This is a genomic window from Sphingopyxis sp. SCN 67-31 (assembly GCF_001725095.1).
The window spans coordinates 1-20277 of sequence record NZ_MEFH01000020.1 but is presented as its reverse complement, the minus strand read 5'-3'; the positions used below and the strand labels follow the sequence as shown (position 1 = coordinate 20277).

Genomic DNA, 20277 nt, shown 5'->3' with positions numbered 1-20277 from the left:
GGCGCTGGGCATCCCCGCCCATCCGGCGAGCGCGATCAGCGCGGCAAGGCGCGGCCTAGCGGCCGATGGCCTGCGTATAGGCATCGATGCGATCCTTCATGTCGATCTGGATGTCGGCTTGCGCGCGGGCCTCGATCTCGTCGTAATATTCGGACAGGTCCATCCGGCTGAAGTCGAGCGCCTGGAATTCCTCGGGCGTGAACCCCCGGCAGTTCGGCGTCTTCACCGGCCCCCAGCCATCGGCAAAGGACTTGAGTTGCGGACGGCCCTGTTCCTGGATGATGCGGCCGAGCTTGGTGTTGAAGCAGCAATGGCTGCGCGATTTCTGGACGCAGATGCCGAGGATCTTCGACGAGCAATAGCTGCCGATCTCGACGCACATGCCCGAGCCGCGCAGCATGCCGACTTCCATATCTTGCTGGTCGCAGGAGGTGAGCAGGAAATCGATCATCACGTTGATCGCGAGGCTGATCGCGATCGAGGTCGGATCGATGCCGACGATGATCGCATTGGCGCCCGCGCTCGCCGCCTGGCTCGCTGTCGCCCCGGCTTGGAAGGCGGCATAGGCGGCCTTGGCGCCGGTGAACACGCCCTTGGCGATCGCGATCTTGGTCTGGGTCGATGCGAGCGACGAGCCCATGCCGTCCTTGACGATCTTGCCCTTGTCCTTGCAGCAGCTCTGGAAGCCGGTCTTGAGCCCGGCGGGGCGGCAGCGCAGCGCGCGGCCCGCGAAGATCTCGATATTGCCGAGGCAATTGCCATCGGCATCGACCGGCCCATCGGCGGGCGCGCCGGGATCGTCGATAACGGGCTCATCCTCGATCGGGTTCGCGGCGGTATCGATACAGCTATGCGGCGAGCAGGCCGGAACGCCGCCGCTCGTCGGCGTCTCGCAGCCATATTGGGGTCCAAGCGGGCACGACCAGCCGCCGCCGGGCTCGGCTGCGCACCAGGCGCGCTCGAGCGGACATTGCCATCCGCCGTTTGCTGTTCCGGTGCAGCTTGCTGTTTCGCCGGGGCCGTCGGCCTCGCCGCTGCCGTCGAGATCGGCGGCGCAAATCTGCTGGGCGTGCGCTGGCGCGGCCGCGAGCGCGCTGCCGATAGCCAGCCCCAGGACTAGCAAAAGGATCAGCGCGGCCCGGTGCGGCCAAGGGATGTCGCGCCAGCTCATCGCGCCGTCGCCGTGCAGGCGAGATCGGCGCCGGCGAGCCGGACCGTCTGCATCACCACCACCGCTTCGGGGAAATCGTCGAGACAGCCGCAGGGGCTGACGATCGTCTCGCCGGGACCCGCCGGGCAGACATTGTCGGCGCGGCAGACATGATAGAAGGTGTCGAACCCGGTCGGGTTCGTCTGCCTGGCGCCGACGACGCCATCGGGCGCGGCGTCTGCGTTCGCCTTGGGCGCCCGCGTCTTGCAGATCGCCTCGCAGGCGGGCACCGAGCCGCGGTCGGGGAGCGCGAACGGCCGCGTCAACGACGCCATGCCGCCGTCGGCGGTGCGCACGCGGTCGGCGAGCATCGTCTCGGTCGAATGGTCGATGATCCACGCGCCGCGCCTGAGATCGGGCTCGGGCATGGAGCCCGTGTCGACGACGCATTTATAGCTGCGCTCGCGGCGGAAGAAGTCGCGGGTGAGTCGGATGGTGCACGACCCGGTGCCGAACAGGCGGGTTTGGGTGAGGGGTCTCAGGCCGGCGCTGATGCCATTGCGGAAGGTCTGGACGCCGTCGACATTTTCGCTGTCGAGGCGGCACTTCGTATCGCCGCCTGTGCCCGCGCACAGGTCGACGAGCCGCTCGCTGGGCTCGCAGCCGGGCGAGACGCGGATCTCGACATCGACGAGACCCCATTGGGTCGTGAGCGGCGCGCCGCCGCCCCCGCCCCGCACGCGCGCCGATACGGTTGCGGGACCTGCCCGGAGGTCGGCCGTGAAATCATAAGGCGTATAGTTGCGCGCCGCGCCGCCGTCGGTGCGGCAATCGCCAGAAGGCAATCCAGTGGTCAGCCAGGGGCGCGGTCCGGCCGAGCTGACGATGCGGCCGTTGACGCGGCCCTGGACCCAGTCGTCGGCGCCCATCTCGACGATCTGTGCGGATATAAGCTTCGCGGGGTCGCTGACTTCGAAGCGCGCGGTGAAGATTGGCGGCGATCCGCTGCAATCGCCGTCGCCGATGATGCGATAGCGGCGACATCCCTCGCCGCAGTCGCGAACCGAATAAATGGAGCCCGACGCGGAGACGATATCGTCGTAACCGAGCGGCAGGAAGGTCACTTCGCGCTCGATCGTGCAGGCCCGGACCTGCTCGGCACGGCCCGTGCCGGCAGGTGAGCCAGCGAGCGACTGGAACAGGCTGTTCGACCGCGATGCGGCAAAAGCGTCGCCCTGGATTGCGGTCGGGTTCGCGCGATAGGCCGTCTGGGGCAGGGCGGGATCGGGGCTGCACGCGGTCGATTGCGCGCCGACATATTGAATGACGGGACCGTTCACCCGTGCGTCGGCGACACCGTTGCGCGGATCGTGGCTCGACAGCGCGCCGACCGCACCGCCGCCAAGATCTTTCAGCACCGACGGCAGATTGCCCATGACGAGGTTCGCGCCGCAACTGTTGTTGACGCAATAGCAGCCGGCGAGCGCAGGCATCTCGACTTCGGCGAGCTTGAGGTCGCCGCTGCTGTCGACATCCCATTGGAAGCTGCGGCAGTCGCTCCAGCTCCCGGGGCGGCAGGAGATCACGCCGTTGGCGCAAATCCCCGACACCGGCACGGGCAAGGTCGTCACGCTATCGAATTGGCCGTCGATATCCTTGTCGCGCGCGATGCGGACGGTAGTGATATCGCCGCCCGCGCCAGGCTGGATCAGGATTTCAAGGAAGTTCGCCGTCTTCTGGCAGGCGAGGTTCGGCGTGAAGCTCTTGCTCTTGTCGACCGTCGCGATGGACTGCCCGGCGAGGCCGGGGCTGATGTAATTTTCGAGGATGGCTTCGCTGTCGCTGCTCTTGGAGCGCGAGGCCTCGGCCGCGGTGCGCGCACGGTCCTCGATCGTCTGGGCCAGCGCCACGCCGGGGAGCGCGGCCGAGATAGGCAACAGGGCAAGAAACCGCGGGGTCACGAGCGATTCCCGTCGATGGTGCGCGAGCCATGGGCCACGCGAAACAGGTCTCCCGCCCGGAAATCATCGCATCCGGGCGGGAGGAGCCGAAACGCCGCCTGGCCTTCGAAGACGGTGAGCACGGCCTTCACCTGCGAACGCAGCGGGGTTGAGGCACAGCTTTCCGCCGTCCGAGGTTCGGTGGCCGCCTCGGCTGAAGGTGGAGCGGCGCCCAAGGAGAGGGGGCAGGGCGCCGCCCCCGCCTCGCGCGCCTGCCGGCAGCCACCAGGGCTGTGGCGGGCAGACCGGGCCGATTCCGGGCTGCGCGCAAGGCGATCGGTATGCGCCGGAACCGGCGCCGCATCAGGGCGTCGAGATGCCAGCACAGCAAATCGCTTTCTCGAAGAGCATGAACTGGGCGTTGTCCTTGCCGGGCGCATGCTTGCCCGAGGTCCAGAGTGCGCCCGGGCGGCCGATGTTGACGCACTTGCCGCCCTTCACCGGCTCCATCAGTTGGAGCTTGTATCGGCTCTTGGTCCAGATGGGCTGCGGCTTGAACGAGCAGCCGTCCGCCGAATGAATAGTGAGCGCGCCCATGCGGCCCATCATGAAGGTGCCGCGCGCGGCCAGCCCTGCCCAGGCCTCGACCCGGTCGCCCATGTGGATGTCGCCGGCGACTGGATAGGTCGAGCCCCAGCTTCCCATGCACCAGAAGAGCGGATCGACGACCTTGCCGGCGGCGGCGGCCGCGCTGTCTGCCATGCAAGCGAGACCCGCCGCGGGGTTACCGAAGAGGATGCCTTCGGGCTGGATGATCGCACCCAATGTTCCCGACTGCCAGGTCGGCATAACCTCGGTCATCAGCGCAACGTCGAACCCGTCATCTTCGAGGCAAGGAAGGTCCGTGAGCATGTCGAGCATCTTCCAGACTGGCGCCTGGTAATAATGCATCTGTGCAAACAGCTTGGTCGTGTTGGTGCCATCCGAGATCGACGACTGACTGCCCTGCAGGCGCCCGCCGGTCGGCATGATGTCCAGCCCAAGCGCCATCATGCAGCCGGGCTCGGTCACGACGTCGATCATCCGGTTGGGCGTCCAGAAGCTCACCTTCACGCCGAACCAGAAACTCGCGCCCTTGCGGCAGGCGCAAAGCGGCCTGGAGGCCGACTGGGCGTCGAGCGCCTTGTCGAGCTTGTCATAGCTGCCGACGCGCACGCCGCCGATCGTGATCGGGAAGATGCAGTTCCAGCGTACCTTGGTGATCGGGTTGAAGATCGCGTCCGAGGGGCATTTGGAGGCGTGGACGGGCGCTGCAGGTAACGCGATTCCGGCGAGGAGCGCGGCGGCAAGCGCGGCGAACTTCAACCGTCTCGCCCGCTTCGCGCTCGCGCCGCGCGGCTCGGTGCCGGACGGCGCGTCGAAAGGGACGGAGCGAGCGAGCATAGAATCTCCGTTGCGCCGCTCGGGGCGCGTGAAGGTCAGCGAAAGATGGAAAGGCGGTGTTCGATCCTGCGATCTGCCGGTATCTCGGCCCTATCCGCGGGCAGGAATGCAGGTCTGAACGCCCCGCAACAACGGGTGGGGCGCGAACGTGCCGACGAGAGGCGCGGCTGTTCCGCATTTGCCGGCGGAGGCTTCGGGAATCCCCGCGAACTATCCGGACTAATGACGAGTGACGATCCGCTCGAACTGGCGCCTCAGCGGTGATCACCCAGCGCGCATCGATCGTCGGCGGCCTGGAAGCCGCGTCGCTCTGGTTAGTATTTCACGAGATTGGCGTGCCGGCGCAGGAATGTCTTGTTCTCGCGGCTGTCGTCGCAATAGGTGGGAAGGTCATGACCTTCCCGGCGACTCACAAGAACTCCCGCGTCATCCTCGCGAAGCCGCGCGCGATATTTCGCACGATGCTCGACCCTGAGACGATTCCGGCGTGGCGCCTGCCGAGCGGCGTGACGGCCCAGATCGAACATTTCGACTCTCGCCCGGGCGGGGCTTACCGCATCGCATTTCAGCAATCGCGGGAGGGGCCAGAGGAGAGCGAATCGAGCAAGGTTGCCGGTGTCGTCGACGGCAGGTTCGCGGAAATTCTTCCCGACGAGCGGATCGTCGAGAGCGTCCGCTTCGACATCGCAAACCCTCCCTCGCAGGGAGAATTGTCGATCACGACCATACTCGAGCAAGTCAAAGACGGGACAAAGGTTACGATAGCTGCGGCGGATGTTCCGTCCGGGATCAGCGAAGGCGATTGTCGCGCCGGGATGGATATGATGCTCAAGAAGCTCGCCAACTTCGTCGAATAACGATCAAAAAAATGACACCCACCCGGCCGAAGCCGAATGGGTGTCAAGATGAAGATCCCTGTCCTCGTTGCCGAGGGAGAGCTCTCCTGGGTCGCAGTGCCGGGTTATGCGCTCTGTTCGATTCGGGATTGGATGAAAGCGCCAAAAGGCCAGGACGCGAAAGATCGTTCCGCTCTGGGCAGCGAGCAATGGCCAATCGTTGCGAAGGGCGCGCGGTCTATTTAATCGGACGTCGACGTTCGATCTCGAACTCCTGCAGTTCGAGCTTCTGCCCAACCTGCTCCACGATGACGGGCGCGACGGTCAGTCCGAGCCGATCCCTGATACGCTCTTCGAGGATGAAAAGCGGTCGTCCCACCTTCTCACCGAGCGCGATCGGATCGGTCGATGCTGTCTCTCCCCCGGCCAGCAATATCCAGTCGATCGGACGGGCTTGCATGATCGCCCAGCCAATATCACGCGGATGCACGACCACGAGCCGCTGCGGCAACGATACATAGGCAAGGGGATTGAAGGTGTAGCCCTTCGGGTAGAGCAGCTTGCCATCGGGCAAGCGAATTTCGAAATCGAGCGTATGAAAGGGGATGACGGTGCGCCGCCGATCCACCGCCGCGACGCCGAGGGCCGCGGATTTCATAGCGCTCCAGCCTTCTCGTGGCCCGAACCGCTCGGCGATACTCGGCGGCTGCCGCGCCGCGCGCGCCTCAATCTCGGCGAGGGCGTCGGGCTCGGCAATCGGCCAGGTCCGGCCAATGATCGACGTCTGACCATGCGCTGACGCGCCTATGAAGACGGCGGCGGCGACAAGCCCTATCGACATCCCGAACTGCAAGGCCGCGAGCCGGATACGCTGGGCGTCATGGTCCACCGCGATTTCTCCACCTGTCCTTCGGATCGACCGCGCTTTCGCCGATGACCGCGCCGATGAAGCAGCCTAGGGTCAGCAGACCGAGGAGGATGATCAGCGACCGAGGGGAAGGCATGTTCGCAGGCGCAACCAGCAGGATTGCGGCCTGCACCACGCCGAAGAGGAGCCCTGAGACCACGAGCCGGATCACGCCGGGCGACGGCGCATTGGAGAAGATGCCGTTCACCGCTGCCGACGCCCGCGCCACCGGATCATCAACCCGCTCGCGACGTTCGACAGCCAGATCAGCAGCATCCCGCTTGCGAAGCAGGCGATGCCGACCGTCACGGATGCCTGGACGACGATGTCCGTCGGCTGTTCGACAAGCAGGCCGGCGATCAGCACCAGTCCCGACATCATCACCGTCTCGATCGCGACAAGGCGGAAGCGCCAATAGAAGGCACGACGCTCGGCCTCCGCCGCGACAGCTGCCTCGAAGCGCATGCGGTCGGACGGCAGCATGGCGGCCAGATCGAGCCGAAGCTGGTCCGCGTTAGCCGCGCGCCGCGTCATGGCAGGTGCTCATGCGCGGTGGCTGGCAACGACCGCTCGCCGAGAATCTCGCGCGGGTCCACGCCCGCCAGTTCGCACACGGCTTCGAGCGGCGAACGACCGCTGCGTACCAGCGCCTCGAAAGCCGCCACATCCTCGGGCGCCGACGTGTTGATCCAGTACGAGAAGGGATCGACAACGATGCGAGCGATGCCGAGCCCGAGCGGACTGTCGATGAAGACCTCGCTGTAGTTCGGCTTGTTGTTGCGAACCGACTTCAGGAGGTCGAGAACGAACCCCGAATAATCGAGGATCTTGTTTTCGACCGCCTTGTCGTAGGTCGATCCCTGCAACAGGAACCGGGTGGCGGCATTTTCGAGGATCACCTGGCCGATGCCCCCGAACAGCAGAAGGTCGTTCATGCTCTGGAGAATGATACCGAAACTGCCCCGATATTTGCGCGCGCGGCGATAGCCCTGGGCGATGGCTTCGGCGAGGCGGGACAAATCCTGGCCCGGGTTGTTGGGCATGAACTGCGCGGTTTCGTCGCAGATCACGAATCGCGGGCGATCGCGGGCCGAGAGGTAGAGCTCTTGCGTCACCGCGTTGATCACGACCATCACGACCACGTTGAACAGGTCGGGTATGGCTTTCAGGCGTTCGAGTTCGAGCACGACGAACTCGTCCGAGCTGATGTCGAAGGTCGACGGCCCATTGAAGAAATGCCCATAGGCTCCGTCCGACCCAAAATCGCGCAGGTTGAACGCGAGTTCGCGGGCGACTGGCTTCAGATGGTCGACGCGGTCGAGGTCGGCTGCGGCAAATTGCGGATAGGCGCCGAGCCACGCACGGACGGAATCGATGCCTTCGTCGGCATGGCCCTCGTCGATCGTCCACTGGACCGCCGATTTGATAAGGTTCCATTCCGAGGTCGAGACACCCTTGCGCGTCGCGGCATTCGCCATCTCGGCGACGATCGCGACCGCCATCGCGATCGCCGACTGCTTGTCCTCGCCGTCGAGCGCAAGCCCGAGATCGAAGGGGTTGAGAACGAGCCGTTCCTCACCGACGTCGATATAACGGCCCGAACAGAGGGTGCAGAGCTTGCGGTAGCTGCCGCCGATATCGATGATGCGGATCAGCGCGTTCTGCGCGAAATATTGGCGGCAAAGGTCATTGAGCAGGAAGCTCTTGCCGGCGCCGCTTTCGGCCGCGACGATGAAATTATAATTGTTGATGCGCGGGTCGAAGAGATCGAGCGTGATGAGCTGGCCCTTGCGTCCGGTGTAGAGCAGGGCAGGGCGGCCGCCGCCGCGGAAATCGGTCTGGATCGGCGCCATCAGGGCAGTCGCCTTCACCGGCATCTTGAAATCGCGCTCGAGCATCCTGATCGTCCGGCGTTCGGGATAGAGGCCGAACGGCAGGCTCGCGGTGAGCAGGATGGGATTGAGGTAGGATTCTTCCTGCACCATCCAGGGGAGCGGCTCGCTTTCCCAGAGGCGCTTCGCGCGCGCGGCCATCTCGCGCGCCTGGTGGCGGTCGCGGCCGAACACCCAGACGCAGGGCATCACCGAGACGAAGCGGCTGTTGCCTGCCTCGTCGAGTACCCAGCCGATCTCCTCGATCTGCTTGCCGACCTCGACCGCGAAGCTTCCCGCGGCTTTCTGCGCCGAGAGGATCTGCGCGCGCTTGTGAATCTCGAACTGCGAATGGTCGAAGAGGATGTTGAGGCAATAGAGGAAGGGCCCGCCGATCTGGTCGCTGTCCTCGGCACTCCCCCGCATCCCGCCTGTCAACCGGTTGGCGCGCTCCGCGGTGACGCGCCGCGCCGGTGCTTTCGGCGTCAGGCAGCGCGCGACCTGGTTGCCGAGAAAGACTTCCGGACCATCGAACGCGAGATCGGGGCCGGCATCGATGATCTGCTTGCGGATCGGCGGCGCCGCGTGGGCGGCTGCAGCCGTGGCGTAGACGCCGGGCGCGGCGTCGAAGACGCCATTGAAGATGCGCCGATAGAAGGCGACCATTTCTTCGGGCTCGAGGCGGCGGATACCGAGCTTGGCAAGCTGCTCCTCGATCTGGCGGCGAAGGTCGCTGTGCATCGGCGCGCGCGTCTTGACGGCAAGCAAGGTCCGGAAATCGCGCACGGGGATGCCGTGAAGCGCGGCGAGACCATTTCGCCCTTCGTTGAGATAGGCATGGGTTCGCCGCGCCGAAGCCTGGATCAGCGGATCGGGCCGCGTCTTGAGATCGAGATATTGGTCGAGCGCGGGCGCGATCAGCGGGTCGGCGAAGCTGATGAGCTGGACGACGCTGTTCTCGGGGAACTGGATATTGAGCAGACCGAGAAGGGCTTGGTGGACATGCGCGAACATATAGGCCGCGGGCGTCAGTTCCCAGGCATAGCCCCAGCCGTCGTCGATGCAGAGAAAGGCTTCCTCTTCCTCGACCCACGCTACGAGCGGCAGGAAGTCCGAATAACGGTCGCGCGCGACGCCGCGATGGAGGTCGGCAAAGGTGAGGCCGCCGCCCGTTCGCGTCCCGGGCGCCTTCACGGGCGCAGCTCGGCGGGCAGCGATATCGTTGGGGCTGGCTCGGTCCCGGGCGTCTCGCGCACCTGTTCGAGCACCGGCGCGCGCGTAGCGGCCGAGACGGGCGGGACAAGATAGCCGCCGACCACCCAGGAGGGGGTTTCGAGGACCGAGTAGACGAAGCGCGGCATGTAGAGCCGGTCGGGCCGATTGCGATCAGCATAGGGGAGGATCAGCGTCCGCACGGCCTGGGCGGGCCGCAGCATCGGCGTATCGGGTGCGTCGATAAGTCCCTGGAGCTCGCGATAGACGCTGTCGCGATAGCTACCGTAGGCGCCGGTGTCGCCGCGGCCGCGGCCTACCGCGCCGCGCGAGTTCGTTTTGAGCAGAGCTTTGTCGCGGGTGACCGGCGGGTCCGAGTGCGACGCGTGGCCCAGCGCCGCATCTTCATAGGCCTTCTCGGGGTGGATGCATTGGCCGTGATCGTCGTTCTTGCAGCTGAACTTCTCACTGTAGGGCGACATCGCCGATCCGAGCGCCGTGCAGCCCGACAGCAACGTGGGGATGACAGCGAGGGATGACAGCCATGCTTTGCGAATGGGGCGATCGTGTGGGCGGCAATGCATCATGAGTCCTCCTTTGCGCCGGTGGCGCGGGGTGAGAGCGGCCGTGCGAGGGTCGACCAATCATTGTGGATTGGATGCTCGCGAACCGGGGTTAGTAATCTTTGGATGGCCGCGTTTCCGGGTCGCGAACAAGGGCAGGGGCAGGAACCTGCCGGTCGGAGGCAGCGTCGTGCTTCCCTTCCGTCGGCCGAAACTAACCGGTCAGAATTTCTTCTGTTCGCACTTGCAGCATGAAATGAGGATACCCATATCCCTGATGCCTTTCAGGCATCCTCTCCCAAAACTTCGCAGGGTCGGCGTGAGCCGGCCCTTCTTTTTGCTGCCGGCTTAGGAGGGACGGTTATGCAGTGCGTTCAATCGCGCCCGCGCCTTTGCAGCCATGAGCGGATCGACCTCGCAGCCGACATAGCGGCGCCCGGTCAACGCAGCCGCCTCGCCGGCGGCGCCGGAGCCGGCGAAGAAATCGCCGACGAGACCGCCAGTCGGACAGGAGGTGCGCATAAGGATCGCGAGCAACGCCACGGGCTTTTCGGTGCGATGGAGGCCGCTGCGCACGCTGTTTATCTCGATCACCGATTTCATGATCCGCGTGCCGTCGTCATGATAGGCGCCGCCGCCGATTGACCCGGTGTGTTTCGTCCGCGCTCGCCTCAGTTGAACCGATTTGTTTCGCGTTGTCGCTGGTACGCGCTGAACGTCGTTGTAGACGTCTCTCCAAAGCGCGTCGTGACGATAATATTGCACGATGATCTCGTGGACTCGTTTGAAGCGGTCGGCTGCAAATCCGGTTCCGTTGGCTTTGCGCCAGACGATGTCCTGGGCGTAACGCAACCCCACTGCTTCGAAACGGCCAGCGTCGGCGAGCAGATAGCGTAACGAACCGAAGACCCAAAGCGAGCCTACGGGCTTGAGCAATGCCGCGGCGAGCGCATGCCGGCCTTCGACACGCCTGTCCCAGCAGAGGGTAGTGATGCAATAAGGAGGACCGGCAATGATCAGGTCATAGGGACCATGGGCGGCCGCGATCTCGCGGCAGTCGCCGCAAAGGACGGCAGGGCAACCCGCCAAATCAGAATTTGCTTCCGGCCGTCGGCTTGATCTCGAGGGTAACGCCCTCCTGGATAACCACGACAACATCTTTCGCGGCGCCGACTTCGACGATCGGACCGGCCTGGCGCGCGAGATCGAGATAGAAATCCGTCAGCTTGTCCGACGACTTCGAAAGACCTCCGGCGATCCCAGCCTTGGCGGCGTCGCCCGCATCGAGCGTCCGCACCGACCCAAGCGCTGACGTCGAGACGTCGCCGATGGTGTTCTCGACCGTCTGGCTGATGCCGCTGATCGTGCCGGCCAGGAACGCGCGGGCAAGGCTCGCCCCGGCGCGCGTGACAACCTTGCCCGACAGCCCCTTCTTTCCGTCCGTGTCCACGAAGAATCCCTTGATCGGTTGGTCGACCACCGAGCGTTCGTCGAAATCGACGCAGGACAGCGAGACGAGCTGGACCTCGACCCGCTCTTTCGCGAGGCTGCCCGTCGCGTTGCCGATGACGAAGCATCCCGAGAGGTTTGCCTTCACATCATTGGGCAAGACCGCGGGCGCCTGGACGCGGGCAATCAGCGGCTCGGGGTTCGAAGTCGCATCGCGGCTCGCGAGCGCGTCGATCCCGGTCAGCAGCCTCGCCTTCATGAAACCAGGCGGCAAATAGATCGTCCGCGTCTTTTTTTTAGCGCTACCTGGCGCGGCCTTCCCGTCGGCCGCAGCGACCGCTCCTGGCGCCGACACGGCGGCACCGATCGCGCCGATCGTCTTTTCGACGGGTGGTGCGGGCGGGGCAGGGGGAGCGGCAGGCGGCATGGGCGGCGCCCCCGCCATGCCTTCGGCTTCGCCGGGCGCCGGCGGGTAATCGGGAATGGCGCCGGGCAGCGCGGGCGGCAGCCCCGGATCGCCATCGGGAGACGAGGCGGGTTTGCTGCCGGGGATGACCTTGCCTTCCTCAATCGCCGCGACGCGCTCGCCGAGCAGCGACTGGCCTTCGAGGATCTTCTGGAGGTCGCCGCGCAGCTTCACCTCGAGGCTGTCGCCGCGGAGCCCCGCACCCATGTCGAGCTTGGTCGCCGCGGGGGCTTCGGGCTTGCTGTCATCACCGCCCGTGCTGGCGGTGTAGAGGCCGGTGCCGAGCAGCGCGACGACGCCGGCGACGCCGAGCTGCTTGGCGCGTAGCTTCTGCTTCGAGTTCATCCTCGCCCAGCGCTCCTTGAGCGCGAGCAGGGCTGGGCCACGCTCGGGCCGCGCGGATTCAGGTGGTAGCGGCTGGCCAATCTCGCCGAGGTCGAGCGCCTCCTGTTCGGGGGCGGCGGTCATTGTCCATCTCCGCGCCGGATGACGACCAGCCGGGCGCTCTCGCCAGCTTTGAGGGAAAGCCGGTCGAGCGTCACCGCAAAGATGTCGGAGCCGAGCGCACGGTCGAGGAACTGCCGTTCCTCCAGAGCCGCATCGCTGTCGCTGGTGATGCGATATTCGGAAGCCGAGAGGCCAGATCCTTCGATCTCTAGCTGGCGGCGTTCGGTGAGTGTCGCCGACGGCATAGCCTGGATCGTGAAAAGGCCTGATCGCGGTGCGACTTCGGTGAAGCTCGCCGGCACGCGGTCCTGCAGCATGGCGAGGCTGATCGAGATGGCCCGCTCTTCCTCGACCAGTGGGCCGAGCAAATCCTCGTTGGCCCGCGCGCGTTGCGGACGACCGGGTACGAGAGTCACGGTCTGGGCCGGGATATCCGACGGCTCGGCGTGAAGCGGATAGATGGCGCCATTGCAGGAGATGAAGAACTCGCTCGGTGTCGTCACATAGGTGCGGGTGACCGCCCCCATGTCGTCGATCTCTTTGACGAGGAACTTGATCCAGGCGTCCGAGCCAGCGCGCTCGACGGCGATAGCCTTCTCGGCCGAGAACTTCACATCCTCGATCTCGCCGCCGACGCAGACGATATGATTGACGTCGCGGTTCGAGAGCCGGATCGTGCTGACCTGATCGGGTAACGCGGTAATCGCCTGCGCGAATGCGGAAGTCGGCAGCAGCGACGCGGCGCAAATGAGCGCCACGCCCGTCCTAGCGAGCCTGGACATCAAAACTCTCCTCGGTGAGCGAGACCAGCCAGAAGCGGCCGTTCTCGATGGCGTAGCGAATGCGAAGGTTGCCGCGGAATTTGCGGATGACGCCGCCGATGACCCGCACCTTCTCGATGGGGACGAGGATGTCGCGGTCGGTCCACTGGACTGGCTGGTCGGGGCGGATATAGGTTGCGATCGACAGCGTCGGGTTGCCGGCAAGCTCGTCGAGGATGCTGTTCAGGCTGTCGCGCATGCTGTTGTAGGCCGACGGATGGACGATCGAGAGCAGTTCCTGGAACTGCCGATCGGCCGAATAGGCCGAATAGGTTCCGGCAAGCGCGACGATGTTGCGCGTGATCGTGCGGATATAGGCGGCTGACGGTTTCGAGCCCGTCACATAGAGATCGCCACCGGCGCCGAACGGCACGACCACGGTGCGCTGCTTCTGGTCGGAGCTGTAGATGACAGCGCCGAGCACCGCGGTGATGCCGAACAGCCCGACGATCGCGAACTTGAGCAGCCGGTTCTCCTCGAACAGGTTCGACGAGCCTTGGACATAACGGTGGATGCCGAAGCTCGCCGGCTTGCCAACCAGCGGGTCGACGGGAGCGGTTTTGCGGGAACGCGAAAACATGGGCGCCCTCATTCGTAGAAGCGGGTCTGAGTCGGACCCGGATAATGACGGAAGCGCAGCATTCCCCATCGCCACGCGAGATGCGCGAGGAAGCCGCGCGGCTGCGCGCGCTTCCACGGCAGGAAAAGGAGAAGGGCCGCGATGAACGCCCAGCCGACCAGACCGCCGACGATGACGGCGACGAAGATGGTCGTGACCACCAGCACGAACTCGTCCGATCCGAACCAGAGGATCTGGACCGGCTTGTGCAGATACTGGGGCAGGCGTTCGTCCATCGACCCTTCTCCTCCTGCTTCACAACCCCGCGTCCGCAGGCGCTGGCCACGGGGCTTTTTCCGGGAGCCATCCTCCCGGTGACCGGATTGCAAGCGAACGGTGGAACCGGAACGATCGCCTGCAATCCGATGCCGTCAGATCACCATGCCAAAGGTCTGGAGGATCGAGTCCGCCTTGATCAGGCAGACCGCCGCCACGATCGTCGGGATGCCGATCATGATGTTGGAAAATAGCCGCGACACGCCGAACAGGAAGGCGGCGACGCCGCCGACGAAGCCGAGCGGGCCCTTGACCCCCTGGTTCACGACGATGTCGTAGATGTCGTAACCGAGGTCGCCGGCGACCGGCGCGGTGAACGCATGCGCGCTCGCGGCGATGATCGACAGCAGCAGCACCGGGATGCCGATGTTGGCGACCGAGAGCGCATTGTTTCGGAGATTTTTGATCACCTTACTCACTTTCTCAAAAGTCGGGCTGTCCGCTGACCTGCCTGCCGGCATCGACGAGTATCGCTGTCGGCCGACGACTGCGCTGGACGGCCCGATGGGGGCGCCGCCGCCGGCATTCCGGTGCGCCCGGGCAGGGAGCGATGATGCTCCCGGTGCTCGGGCGTCCGCCAAAAAGGGGAAGGCGTCAGCGAGGCGCATGGGCGGTCTTCGCTGAAGAGAGGAACGCCTCGATCTCGGCTTGCTGGAAGCCGGAGATCAGCTTGCCGCCGGCGATCAGTGTCGGCGTGCCGGTGATACCGGCCGAGCCGACAATCCGCGCGTGGGCCTCGACCTTGGTGCGGCCCTCGGCGCAAGTTCGGAGCACCGCGGGCGCGGAGCCGGCGTAGATAGACTTGAATGCAGCCTCCTTGTCCGATGAGCAGAGAATATGCTCGGCCTTCGCGGCCGCCTCGGGATGGATGCCGCTGACGAAGAAGACCAGGCGTCGGACCGGCTTGCCTTCCGCTGCTTTCGCCGCCCAATAGCGGTCGAGCGCGCGGCAATAGGGGCAATCGGGATCGGTGAACTCGATGATGGTCGGCGCGTTCTCGGGGCCGACAGCGAATGCGACCGCAGTGTCGATCGCCTTCAGTCGCTTCGCCGCCCCGGCCTCCTGCGCAAGCGCCGTCAGGTTGACGCCGTTCTTGTCGAAGATCGACGCGAACAGCAGATGCTCGCTCTCGGGGGCATAGTACACGATGCGGCCACCGGCACTTGCCTGGTAGAGCGGTCCTTTCACCGGTGCCGGCCCGAAGTCCTCGAACTGGAGATTGGTGAAGGTCTGGTGGAGCTGTTGCTCCGCGTCGGCAGCAGCTTTTGCCAGTGCCATCCTCTCGCCGATTTCCTGGGAATTGGCGGCGGGGCTGATGCTGAACAACGCCGCAATCAGCGGAAGGCTTGCGACGGACAAAAGGCGCGAAGAGCAATCATCGGCAAAATTGCGTAGCATGTGTCCTCCTCAGCGCGGAGTGCGCCATTCGACATTGACCGGGGCGGAGACTGGGCATGAAGACATCATTGCGCCCTGACCGCTGTTCATGTGGAGGGTGGATCGCGGTTACGGCGCGGCGGGACAAGGCAGGGGGCACCGTGCTGCCCATAGCAGGCAGGAGAGTGCAAAGCGGGTCCGCCGATGAGCGCGCCATTTCTAAACGGAGCGGGATCCGGGTGATCCCAATCTGGCGACAAGCTGAACGAAACTTTCGGTTTGCAAGCAGTTCCCGTTGCCCGGCTCACGATGGCCGATCAGCATTGCACCTGCCGAACGCAGTCAATGCTTGGCCATTTCGGGCAGGAATTAAAATGACAATCGTAACCACCAGTCACGATGCATTGCTGGCGCAACTGAAGGAATCTTCAGGTCGACGGATTGAGGGAGAACGACGACGTCAATTCCTCTCGCAACGACAGTTCGCAGCGCGGGTCGGTATTAGCATTCGGTGGCTGCGCGAAATTGAGAGTGGCAATCCGGCCGTGAAGTTGGAGGATCACTTACGCTGCGGGGCGGCGCTGGGTCTCGCGCCAAGCCACATTTTTTTCCCACTGCTTTTTCACGCGCACGGCAAGCCTTTGTCGGCTGATCCGCCACATCACAATCAGGCTGATCTCGAGTATCGCTGTATCCGTCTGATCGCGCGGCACACACAGGGAAGGCGAACAACACCTTGACAGGACTAATTACCCACGGGTTGCTTTCATTTGAAGGTACGCCCCCAACGGTTTGAAGCGTCCCGGGTTTTCCGGAGGCTCCTATTTGTGAGAAGGAGCTACGATGAGCGCTATAAGGAACAAGTTTTCGCCTGAGTTTCGCGATCGCGCGGTGCGGATGGTGGAGGAGCACCGGGGGGATTACCCGTCGGAGTGGGCGGCGATGTCCTCGATTGCCGGGAAGGTCGGCTGCACGACCGAGACCTTGCGCCGCTGGTGCCGTGAGGAGGCTGGCCGACGAGCGGGACCAGCGGCGCAGGCCGCCAGCGACCGGGACCGGGTCAAGGCGCTGGAACGCGAAGTGAAGGAGTTGCGCCGGGCCAACGAGATCCTGCGCAAGGCGTCCGCATATTTTGCTCAGGCGGAGCTCGACCGCCACGGCAAATGGTGATGTCGTTTATCGACGCTCACCGCGAGGAACTGGGTATCGAGCCGATCTGCCGCGAACTGGCGGTCGCCCCATCCTCCTACCACGAGCATGCCGTCCGTCTTGCCGATCCCGGCAGGCGTCCGGCCCGTGTGCGACGCGATGACGACCTCAAGGAAGACATCAAGCGTGTCCACGAGAACAGCTTTGGCCTCTACGGCTCACGCAAGGTCTGGCACCAGCTGCGCCGCGAGGGCATCGCGGTAGCCAAGTGTACCGTGGAACGGCTGATGCGGACCATGGGGCTGGCAGGCGTGCGGCGCGGCAAGACAACGGTCACCACCGTCAGCAATCCGAAGACGCCATGCCCGCTCGACAAGGCCAATCGCGAGTTCCGCGTCAGTCGGCCCAATGCTCTGTGGGTGGTCGACTTTACCTACGTGCATACCTGGGCGGGGTTCGTCTACGTCGCCTTCGTGATCGATGCCTACGCCCGCAGGATCGTGGGCTGGAAGGTTAGCACCAGCGCCACAGCGAACTTCGTGCTGGATGCCCTCGAGCAGGCGATCCATGCGCGCAGGCCCGGGCCCGATGACGGCCTGATCCATCACAGTGACAGGGGCGTGCAATATCTGGCCATGAACTACACCCAGCGCCTGGCTGAGGCCAACCTCGTTCCGTCGGTGGGCAGTGTTGGCGACAGCTACGACAACGCCTTGGCCGAGACGATCAACGGGCTCTACAAGGCCGAGGTCATCTGGCGACAGCGATCATGGCCGAGCGTATCGGCTGTGGAAATGGCAACCCTGCGCTGGGTCGACTGGTTCAACAATCACCGGCTGTTCGGCCCTATCGGGCATATCCCGCCCGCCGAGGCCGAAGCCAATTACTATGCAGCCAGAGAGAACCTCGATATGGTCGCATGACTCAAATGAAACCGCCTCCGGAAAACCCGGGACGCTTCAGTTATGAGCGCGCATTGCTGTTCTCCTTATTCGTCGCAACCTCCGCCTCGAAACTGAGATCGTCAAGTTGTTCCATTCGGCTCGAATTTCGGCGAATGGCGCTCGCTATATCCATTGACGTTGGAGGCACGTTGTGAAGGACATCAGATCGCATCGCCGAGGTCAGATCGGCGACGGACTGCATCACCTTCTCGCCGTCTGCTTCGACAAGCACGCCATCCGTGAGGCCGGCCAACAAGGTGTCGAGAACGGCCTCGAAGCAGGTCAGAACTTCTTCGCTGGCAACCACTGCAAGCTTGTGGTTCAGAACCCTCAAATCGTCGATCAGTCTCTCATCATGTTCTGATTTCTCGACAATTTCCGCCACCTTTTCTATGCACGACATGTAAATGTCGCATTGTTGCTGAAGGATGAGCACTCTTCCTTCTTTTCGAAGTTCGAGTTCTGTCTGACGGTTGAGGAGAGCTGCGGTCAGCGCGATCGTGACGACGGCGCCCAGAAAGACCAGTGTCATCTCTTGGGCGAACGGCAGAGGCTCTTCCACCAAATATATGGCGCGGAACATGAAATAGACGCCGATCCCCAACGAGGCGGCGACAACCATATAGGCAAGGTCGCGCAGTCCGAAATTCATTGGCGATCGTCCTCTTCGCAATCTGACTCCAGCCAAGCATCAGGCTTCTCGCAGCTTTGTTTTTGGTCTGCCTGTCGAAGAAAGACCGGTGTCGGTCCGCTGCCGAAGGGATTGAAGCCGGCCCTCAGGCAGCGCTCGAAGATCGTCTCGTCCCAATGGGTGAGATCGTCGTCATCGCCGACGGGCCGCCCGGCTTTCCCCAAGCGCGTCATTTGCCAGCGGACAGGTTGACGCCGGGAGTTTTGTCGTGCCCTGCCTGATTCGCGCGCCGCAGCCGCAGGCCCAGAAGGATCATCATTGCTCCGAAAAGGGCGGCGTAGAAGCCGAGCAGCCAGCCGAGGGCCAGGAAGCTTTCGAGCGGACGCGTCAGCAGCATCCAGGTCACGATTACACCCAGCGCGACCGAGATGAGGCCGCTCAGGATGAGCCAGACCTCTCCCTTGATTTCCTTGCGCAGGCGGATCGCCGCCGCGATTTCTAGGACGCCGGAAAACACCGACCAGAACGCGATGCTGGCCCAGAGGAATGTAGCGAGGACCAGCGTTGCGACGAAGGGCGAGACGACCACGACCACGCCCGTGGCGATCCCCAGGAGGCCGCTGAACATCAGCCAGCCCCCGCGTTCGCCCTTGCGGATGTTGCGTATCCCGGCGACCAGACCGAACACTCCGTCGGCAAAAGAGAAGGCGCCGAACACCAGCGTCAGGGCCAGAAGCGACTCGGCCGGCATCAGGAAAGCGAGCCCAGCAATCATCAGCGCCAGCACCCCACGCAGACCGAACAGCCACCAGTTGCGCGAAAGGGTGCACAGCATGTCCTGTATCGAGTTCGAAGCAGTTTCCGAGGTTGTCGTCATCGTCTCATCTCCCCTACAGTTTCGTCAGGCCGTTGTGCCGGTGGAGCCTTCGCTCAGGGCGGCAGCCACGCGGCGGCGCTCGTCGATCGGCTGGGGCAGGCGCATTGCGCGGGCGATCTCGGAGTCAACGCAATCATCCTCTGCGATCGGGACCGCCAGCCCCGCTTCGCGCAGTCTCGCGCGCAGGAAACCGCGGGCGGCCGCGGCGATGGTCGCCACCTCGTCCTCTTGTATGCCGATAAGCGCCGCCGTGTCTGCCGCCGCCTCGTCCTCGATGCAGGTCCGATAGAGGACCTGTCGCCAGAGCGCGGGCAGTGCGGAAAGTGCGCGGTGCAGGCACAGCGCCGTTTCGTGGCGGTCGAGGGCCGATTCGGGGTCGGTCGCCGTGCCGTCGCCGACCAGATCCTCCAGCCGCAGCACTTCGTCAGGCTGGTGAAATTCGAACAGCTCCTGATCAGTCTCAGTCGGATCCTGTGCCGGCTGTTCGGGCGCGGCATCGAGCGAGGCGGCGTTTTCCGGCACAACCCGGCGGGCGGCGCGGGCCTCTTCGCCGATGGTCTCGAAGGCGAGTTGGGCGAGCCAGTCGCCCACTGAGAACCGCATCGGCCGCCGCTCGAACCGCTCGAGCCCCTTGAGGATCGTCGCATCGACGAGATCGCGAACACTCAGGTATCCTTGGGGCACCGATCCACTGCATTCGAAATAGGTCAATTCGCGCCGGACCGCATCATAGACCGTATCGAGGTGGTCCTCGATCAGGCCGAAGAAAAGCTGGCGCCGCCCCGCCTCCGCCGCGTCCCGCGCGGGCGGGAGTGGGGCGCCAATCCGGCGCCGGCGGGCGGGACGCTTGAACTCCGACTCGTGCTTGAGACGCGCCGCATGCCGGTCGACGCGGTGGCGCAGGTCGGCAAAGGCCTTGCGCAAGGCAGGCTCGATCTCGAACCCCTCTTCCTGCGCCGCGATCACGCTTGAGGGCAGTTGCAGCCGCAGTCTGACCTGGATTCGCGTCTTGCCCTTCGTCTGCGAGGTGACGACCTCAAGCCGGACCAACTCAGAACGAAACCGCTTAAGATGGTTTTCAAGTTGCCGGCCCTCTTCTGCAATCACCTCCGGCGCGCGCTGCTGGCCATGCTTGTCCAGATTGCGCAATGCGGTTCGTATCTTCATTTTCGTCATTTTCTTTAGAGTCTGATCCGAAATTGCGGATTCCGGGGTCATCACGCGCAGTGTTCCGATTTGATCGTGCGCACCATTCCGACGTGATCACGCGCAGCATTCCGATTTGAAGCTGCGCACCAT

At 64.4% G+C, this 20277-nt stretch carries 22 protein-coding genes and 1 other annotated feature; of the genes, 3 read left to right on the top strand and 19 right to left on the bottom strand.

Going from position 1 to position 20277, the window contains the following annotated elements; all coding sequences use genetic code 11:
- Nucleotides 1–55: 55 nt before the first annotated feature.
- The 3 genes from traN to ABS88_RS03905 form a co-directional block, all read right to left on the bottom strand.
- A complete protein-coding gene (traN, locus tag ABS88_RS03915) occupies nucleotides 56–1171 on the bottom strand; it encodes a conjugal transfer protein TraN (RefSeq protein WP_286749124.1) in 1116 nt (371 codons plus the stop codon).
- Nucleotides 1168–3111: a hypothetical protein gene (locus ABS88_RS03910; protein ID WP_232003479.1), complete on the bottom strand. Its 1944-nt coding sequence runs from the start codon at nucleotides 3109–3111 to the stop codon at nucleotides 1168–1170. The genes traN and ABS88_RS03910 overlap by 4 nt, the downstream gene beginning before the upstream one ends.
- 342 nt (nucleotides 3112–3453) lie before the next feature.
- Nucleotides 3454–4533 (bottom strand): TraU family protein, encoded by a 1080-nt coding sequence (locus tag ABS88_RS03905; RefSeq protein ID WP_286749123.1) that lies wholly within the window; start codon nucleotides 4531–4533, stop codon nucleotides 3454–3456.
- Nucleotides 4534–4793: 260 nt separating this feature from the next.
- On the opposite strand from ABS88_RS03905, the gene ABS88_RS03900 reads away from it, so the two are divergent.
- Nucleotides 4794–5390 carry an SRPBCC domain-containing protein gene (locus tag ABS88_RS03900; RefSeq protein WP_062770243.1) on the top strand — a complete coding sequence of 199 codons (597 nt, stop codon included), beginning with the start codon at nucleotides 4794–4796 and terminating at the stop codon, nucleotides 5388–5390.
- 217 nt (nucleotides 5391–5607) lie between these two features.
- On the opposite strand, the gene ABS88_RS03895 is transcribed toward ABS88_RS03900, so the two are convergent.
- The 12 genes from ABS88_RS03895 to ABS88_RS03840 form a co-directional block, all read right to left on the bottom strand.
- Complete coding sequence (locus ABS88_RS03895; protein WP_062770330.1) at nucleotides 5608–6210, bottom strand: hypothetical protein; 603 nt, start codon at nucleotides 6208–6210, stop codon at nucleotides 5608–5610.
- A gap of 37 nt (nucleotides 6211–6247) precedes the next feature.
- Nucleotides 6248–6484, bottom strand: a complete 237-nt coding sequence (locus tag ABS88_RS03890; RefSeq protein ID WP_162928323.1) for a hypothetical protein — start codon at nucleotides 6482–6484, stop codon at nucleotides 6248–6250.
- Nucleotides 6481–6810 carry a hypothetical protein gene (locus ABS88_RS03885; protein WP_062770237.1) on the bottom strand — a complete coding sequence of 110 codons (330 nt, stop codon included), beginning with the start codon at nucleotides 6808–6810 and terminating at the stop codon, nucleotides 6481–6483. The genes ABS88_RS03890 and ABS88_RS03885 overlap by 4 nt, the downstream gene beginning before the upstream one ends.
- Nucleotides 6807–9341 (bottom strand): TraC family protein, encoded by a 2535-nt coding sequence (locus ABS88_RS03880; protein WP_062770234.1) that lies wholly within the window; start codon nucleotides 9339–9341, stop codon nucleotides 6807–6809. The genes ABS88_RS03885 and ABS88_RS03880 overlap by 4 nt, the downstream gene beginning before the upstream one ends.
- Entirely contained in the window at nucleotides 9338–9946 is a 609-nt protein-coding gene (locus ABS88_RS03875; protein ID WP_246553339.1) for a TraV family lipoprotein, read from the bottom strand. The genes ABS88_RS03880 and ABS88_RS03875 overlap by 4 nt, the downstream gene beginning before the upstream one ends.
- A 324-nt stretch (nucleotides 9947–10270) precedes the next feature.
- Nucleotides 10271–11011, bottom strand: a complete 741-nt coding sequence (locus tag ABS88_RS03870; protein ID WP_062770231.1) for a DNA-methyltransferase — start codon at nucleotides 11009–11011, stop codon at nucleotides 10271–10273.
- 1 nt (nucleotide 11012) lies between these two features.
- The gene (locus ABS88_RS03865; RefSeq protein WP_286749122.1) at nucleotides 11013–12305 is read right to left on the bottom strand and encodes a TraB/VirB10 family protein; all 1293 of its coding nucleotides are present in this window, start codon (nucleotides 12303–12305) and stop codon (nucleotides 11013–11015) included.
- On the bottom strand, nucleotides 12302–13066 hold the full coding sequence (locus ABS88_RS03860) for a type-F conjugative transfer system secretin TraK (protein ID WP_286749121.1): 765 nt from the start codon (nucleotides 13064–13066) through the stop codon (nucleotides 12302–12304). Before ABS88_RS03860 ends, ABS88_RS03865 begins: the two co-directional genes overlap by 4 nt.
- Nucleotides 13050–13685: a TraE/TraK family type IV conjugative transfer system protein gene (locus ABS88_RS03855; RefSeq protein ID WP_062770225.1), complete on the bottom strand. Its 636-nt coding sequence runs from the start codon at nucleotides 13683–13685 to the stop codon at nucleotides 13050–13052. The genes ABS88_RS03860 and ABS88_RS03855 overlap by 17 nt, the downstream gene beginning before the upstream one ends.
- Nucleotides 13686–13693: 8 nt before the next feature.
- The gene (locus ABS88_RS03850) at nucleotides 13694–13960 is read right to left on the bottom strand and encodes a type IV conjugative transfer system protein TraL (protein ID WP_054588706.1); all 267 of its coding nucleotides are present in this window, start codon (nucleotides 13958–13960) and stop codon (nucleotides 13694–13696) included.
- Nucleotides 13961–14095: 135 nt separating this feature from the next.
- A complete protein-coding gene (locus ABS88_RS03845; protein ID WP_062770222.1) occupies nucleotides 14096–14410 on the bottom strand; it encodes a hypothetical protein in 315 nt (104 codons plus the stop codon).
- A 184-nt stretch (nucleotides 14411–14594) separates the two neighbouring features.
- Complete coding sequence (locus ABS88_RS03840; RefSeq protein WP_414713247.1) at nucleotides 14595–15398, bottom strand: DsbC family protein; 804 nt, start codon at nucleotides 15396–15398, stop codon at nucleotides 14595–14597.
- A 353-nt stretch (nucleotides 15399–15751) separates the two neighbouring features.
- Between ABS88_RS03840 and ABS88_RS03835 the strand changes: the two genes are divergently transcribed.
- Nucleotides 15752–16117 (top strand): helix-turn-helix domain-containing protein, encoded by a 366-nt coding sequence (locus tag ABS88_RS03835; RefSeq protein WP_120694225.1) that lies wholly within the window; start codon nucleotides 15752–15754, stop codon nucleotides 16115–16117.
- A 103-nt stretch (nucleotides 16118–16220) separates the two neighbouring features.
- A protein-coding gene (locus tag ABS88_RS03830; RefSeq protein WP_286749120.1) for an IS3 family transposase occupies nucleotides 16221–17449 on the top strand; the annotation gives its coding sequence in 2 pieces (ribosomal slippage) (nucleotides 16221–16509 and nucleotides 16509–17449; 1230 coding nt in all).
- Nucleotides 16502–16616 (top strand) — a sequence feature (AL1L pseudoknot). Its footprint overlaps the gene before it by 115 nt.
- Before the next feature lie 40 nt (nucleotides 17450–17489).
- Here the strand turns inward: ABS88_RS03830 and ABS88_RS03825 are convergent.
- Genes ABS88_RS03825 through ABS88_RS03810 form a run of 4 tightly spaced genes read right to left on the bottom strand, consistent with a single transcriptional unit; the run spans nucleotide 17490 to nucleotide 20145 of the window.
- Nucleotides 17490–18122, bottom strand: coding sequence for a hypothetical protein (locus ABS88_RS03825; protein WP_286749118.1), 633 nt, complete (start codon nucleotides 18120–18122; stop codon nucleotides 17490–17492).
- Entirely contained in the window at nucleotides 18119–18325 is a 207-nt protein-coding gene (locus ABS88_RS03820; RefSeq protein ID WP_286749117.1) for a hypothetical protein, read from the bottom strand. The genes ABS88_RS03825 and ABS88_RS03820 overlap by 4 nt, the downstream gene beginning before the upstream one ends.
- Nucleotides 18326–18330: 5 nt before the next feature.
- The gene (locus ABS88_RS03815; protein WP_286749116.1) at nucleotides 18331–18978 is read right to left on the bottom strand and encodes an HdeD family acid-resistance protein; all 648 of its coding nucleotides are present in this window, start codon (nucleotides 18976–18978) and stop codon (nucleotides 18331–18333) included.
- Between the two features lie 24 nt (nucleotides 18979–19002).
- Nucleotides 19003–20145 carry a hypothetical protein gene (locus tag ABS88_RS03810; protein WP_286749115.1) on the bottom strand — a complete coding sequence of 381 codons (1143 nt, stop codon included), beginning with the start codon at nucleotides 20143–20145 and terminating at the stop codon, nucleotides 19003–19005.
- Between the last annotated feature and the right edge of the window lie 132 nt (nucleotides 20146–20277).